Source organism: Halorubrum sp. SP3 (assembly GCF_005435195.1).
GTDB lineage: Archaea > Halobacteriota > Halobacteria > Halobacteriales > Haloferacaceae > Halorubrum > Halorubrum sodomense.
This window is the reverse complement of the sequence record NZ_SGTU01000609.1, coordinates 1-279: the sequence shown is the minus strand read 5'-3', so window position 1 is coordinate 279 and position 279 is coordinate 1. Positions and strand designations below refer to the sequence as shown.

Sequence of the window (279 nt, the reverse complement as noted above, 5' to 3'; positions counted from 1 at the left end):
CTCATCCTCAGCGCAGTTTCAGCGTGTCAGAGTTTCCTTACGGCGGAAACTGTTGCGAAGAGGGTGAATACTCCGCCAAGCACAAACGCGATGATCGGTGCGTTCGACGTTTGATTTTTCAAAAACGCATCTCCCGGCTCGTCGGGAGAAACATATGCGGTTGTCTGTGTGCCCTGTTCGTACTCTTCAATGGCTGATTCGGCGCCTGACTGCGTTTCGTAGTTCTGTTCAATATCTGCTGGATAGATTTTTGTCCCAGTATATTCAGTTCCGTTATAC

At 49.1% G+C, this 279-nt stretch carries 1 protein-coding gene; it reads right to left on the bottom strand.

The genetic code is table 11. The features are described 5' to 3' along the window. Positions 1 to 26: 26 nt before the first annotated feature. A partial coding sequence (locus EXE42_RS17740) for a DUF3592 domain-containing protein (protein WP_137707123.1) occupies positions 27 to 279 on the bottom strand: 253 nt, incomplete at its 5' end.